Genomic DNA, 3632 nt, shown 5'->3' with positions numbered 1-3632 from the left:
GGGTGGTGGGCTGCGGGCCCGCCTGCGGGGACAGGCCCAGGTGGGCGGCGATCCGCCGGACCGCCTCGGCGACCAGCGGGGCGTCGACGGTGTGGCACAGCCGGAACCAGCCCGGCTCGGGCGAGCGGAAGGCCCCGCCGGGCAGGATGCTGACCTTCGCCTTCTCGAACAGCTCCCGCCACAGCAGCTCCTCGCCCGTGAAGCCGGCGCCGGGCAGCCACCGCCCGAGGTCCAGCCAGACGGAGAAACCCGCGCCGGCGGGCGCGTACGGGATCCCGTACGCCTCCAGCAGCCCGGTGAGGTGCCCGTACGAGGAGCCCAGCCGCCGTCGGCCCTCCGCCAGGAAGGAGGCGACCCACTCCGGGTCCGCCAGCAGCTCCGCCAGGGTGTGCTGGGTGGCGGTCGACACGGGCGCGAAGTACGCCAGCGCCCGCGCGGCCTCCCGTACCCGCGGATCGCGGGTGTGCAGGACCCCGGTCTTCAGACCGGGCAGCCCGAAGTCCTTCGCGAAGCCCCACACCACATGGGTGCGCCCGGCCCAGTCCGGGTTGACGGCCGGGTCGGCGGCGCTGGTGAAGGCCTGCGGGCCGAACACCGCGTGGGCGTAGATCTCGTCCGAGACCAGGTCCACGTCGTGCTCGCGCACCACGCGCAGCAGCTCGGCCAGCACCTCGGGCGGGTGCACCTCGCCGATCGGGTTGGACGGGGAGGACAGCGCCACCGCCCGTACGGTGATCCCCTCCTCCCGGGCCCGCCGCAGCGCCCGGTCCACCGCCGCGGCCGTCAGCCGGAAGCCGTCGGCGGGGTCGAGCGGTGCGGGCAGGATCCGGGCGCCGGAGCGGCCGCCCAGGTCGGTGTCGAAGGCCCCGTAGTAGGGGGAGGGCACGACGATGGCCTCGCCCGGGTCGCACAGGACGGAGGCGATCGCGTCCAGCGCCCCGGTGGCACCGCTGATCACCACCAGGTCCTCGGCGTCCAGCGGGGTACCGACGGTGGCGGACAGCAGCGCCGCGACCCGTCCGCGCAGGACGGCGGTGCCGTGCAGCGGGGCGTAGCGGGCGGTGGCCTCGGTCATCGGGGCGAGCTGCGCCAGGCGGCCGTCGAGCAGGTCCCACAGCAGCCGGTTCTCGGCGGTGCCCAGGTTCAGGTAGCCCCCGGGGCGGGTGAGGGCGTCGTACGGCTCCGCCTCCGCCCGGAAGTGGGCCTCGGCGATGGCCGGGGTGTCGGCCAGGAGCCGGGCGGCCTGCCGGGAGACGCGGCGCGGAGCGGCGGCGGAGCCCATCAGTTCCTCCCGCTGTCGACATCGGCACCGGTGAGCAGGCCCGGGTGCACGCCCAGGCCCATCGAGGCGTCGATGACCGCGCCGTGCAGCGGCGTGGAGTGCTCGCCCGCCAGCCACCGCACCTGCTCCGCGATCTCCGCGGAGGTGATCATGCGGCCCTTGGGCAGCCGCGCGGACAGGGCGGCCCGCTCCTCGGAGGAGAGCTTGTCCAGGGTGCTCGCCTGGAACATCGTGGTGTCGACGGCGCCCGGGCAGAGCGCGAACACGTCCACGGGGGAGTGCGCGAGGTCCGCGGCCAGGTGACGGGTCAGATAGGTGAGCGCCGCCTTGCTCATCCCGTCGGCCGGGTGGAACCCGGGGAACTGGAAGATCCCCCCGCCGACGCTCGAAATGTTGATGATCTTCCCGAAGCCCCGTTCCAGCATGCCGGGCAGCAGCTGCTCGGTCAGCCACAGCGGCCCCACCGCGTTGATCTGGAAGAAGGCCGACGCCTTCTCGTGCCCGGGCCCCTCGGTGTAGTGCTCCACCGTCTTCGAACCGACCGCGGCGTTGTTCACCAGCACGTCCACCGGGCCCGGGAGCCGGCCGAGCAGCAGCTCGTGCTCCTCCCAGTCGCCCTGGGCGAAGGGGAAGGCCTCCACCTTGGCGCGTCCGGTGAGGGCCAGCTCCCGCACCAGTTCCTCGGCCCGCGCCCGGCCGTTGCGGTAGGTGAACCAGACGGTCCAGTCCTCCTCCCGCGCGAATCTCTCCACGCAGGCCCGGCCGATTCCGCCGGAGCCTCCGGTGATGAGCACACTTCGAGTCATCAACGTCCCCTTGCACGAGTAGTCCGATCGGGCCACCGCTGTCGCGGACCGGCGGAGCGATCGGAGCATTAACCCCAAGTGCAGTACAAATGAAGCCAGTTCGGATCAAATGTGCCTGGACTATGCCTCGCGCGGCGGGCCTCCGGGGCGGGCGGGCGCCGGACATGACGAGCGCCCGGCCGGAAGGATCCGGCCGGGCGCTGGGGACGGGGAAGGGGCTGCTCAGGCCAGGTCGGCGGCTTCCACTTCCTCCCGGGTGATGCCGAGCAGATAGAGCACCGCGTCCAGGAAGGGCACGTTCACCGCGGTGTGCGCCGCCTCGCGGACCACCGGCTTCGCGTTGAAGGCCACGCCCAGACCGGCCGCGTTCAGCATGTCCAGGTCGTTCGCGCCGTCGCCGATCGCCACGGTCTGGGCCAGCGGCACCCCGGCCTCGGCGGCGAAACGGCGCAGCAGCCGGGCCTTGCCCGCCCGGTCCACGACCTCACCGGTGACCTTGCCGGTCAGCTTCCCGTCGACGATCTCCAACGTGTTGGCCTGCGCGAAGTCCAGCCCCAGCCGCTCGCGCAGGTCGTCGGTGACCTGGGTGAACCCGCCCGAGACCACGCCCACCTGGTAGCCCAGCGTCTTCAGCGTCCGCACCAGGGTCCGGGCGCCGGGCGTCAGCCGCACCTCGGCGCGGACCTTCTCCACCACCGACTCGTCCAGCCCCGCCAGCAGCGCCACCCGGGCGTGCAGGGACTGCTCGAAGTCCAGCTCCCCGCGCATGGCCCGCTCGGTCACCTCGGCGACCTCGGCCTCGCAGCCGGCGTGCGCGGCGAACAGCTCGATGACCTCGTCCTGGATCAGGGTCGAGTCCACGTCCATGACCACCAGCCGCTGCGCCCGGCGGTGCAGCCCCGCCGAGACCACGGCCACGTCCACGCCGATCTGCGCGGCGGTGGTCGCCAGCGCGGTGCGCAGCGGCTCCGTCTCGGCACCGGACACGGCGAACTCGACCGCGGTCACCGGGTACTTGGCGAGCCGGAAGATACGGTCGATGTTGCCGCCGGTCTCGGTGATCCGGGAGGCGATGACGGCCGTGGACTCCGCGGTGAGCGGGTGCCCGAGCACGGTGACGTGGGACCGGCCGACACCGCGCGGGCGGTTGTCACCGGTACCGGAGATGATCTCGGCCGACAGCTTCAGCGACTCGGCCCAGCTGTGCACGGTGGACCGCAGCTCGCCCTCGGCGGTGGTGGCGGGCTTGGTGACGAGGACGCACAGGACGATGCGGCCACGGGTGACGACCTGCTCGATGTCGACGACGTCGACGGAGTAGGCGGCGAGGGTGTCCATTAGCCCGGCGGTGATCCCGGGACGGTCCTTGCCGAAGATCTTGACGAGGAGGGTGGGGACGTCGGAGGTCTGCGAAGCGCTCATGGTCCCCTCACCGTATCTTCCCGGCCCCCGACCCAGGCCCCCCGTCCCACGTTCTGAGCGCCGCGAGCCCCCGGGCTCCCGCTGCACGGGGCCATCTCCCCGCCCCGCCCTTCCTCCGTTCC

At 73.0% G+C, this 3632-nt stretch carries 3 protein-coding genes; all 3 read right to left on the bottom strand.

Annotated features, from left to right (window positions below; translation table 11 throughout):
* A partial coding sequence (locus VR44_RS06205; RefSeq protein WP_045946354.1) for an aminotransferase class I/II-fold pyridoxal phosphate-dependent enzyme occupies positions 1 to 1282 on the bottom strand: 1282 nt, incomplete at its 3' end.
* A complete protein-coding gene (locus tag VR44_RS06200; protein ID WP_045946353.1) occupies positions 1282 to 2088 on the bottom strand; it encodes an SDR family NAD(P)-dependent oxidoreductase in 807 nt (268 codons plus the stop codon). The genes VR44_RS06205 and VR44_RS06200, both read right to left, overlap by 1 nt.
* 222 nt (positions 2089 to 2310) lie before the next feature.
* Positions 2311 to 3510, bottom strand: coding sequence for a phosphoserine phosphatase SerB (serB, locus tag VR44_RS06195; RefSeq protein WP_045946352.1), 1200 nt, complete (start codon positions 3508 to 3510; stop codon positions 2311 to 2313).
* Positions 3511 to 3632 lie beyond the last annotated feature (122 nt).

This window comes from Streptomyces katrae (assembly GCF_000966975.1).
GTDB classification, from domain to species: Bacteria; Actinomycetota; Actinomycetes; order Streptomycetales; family Streptomycetaceae; genus Streptomyces; species Streptomyces katrae.
This window is presented reverse-complemented; position numbering and strand designations above follow the sequence as displayed.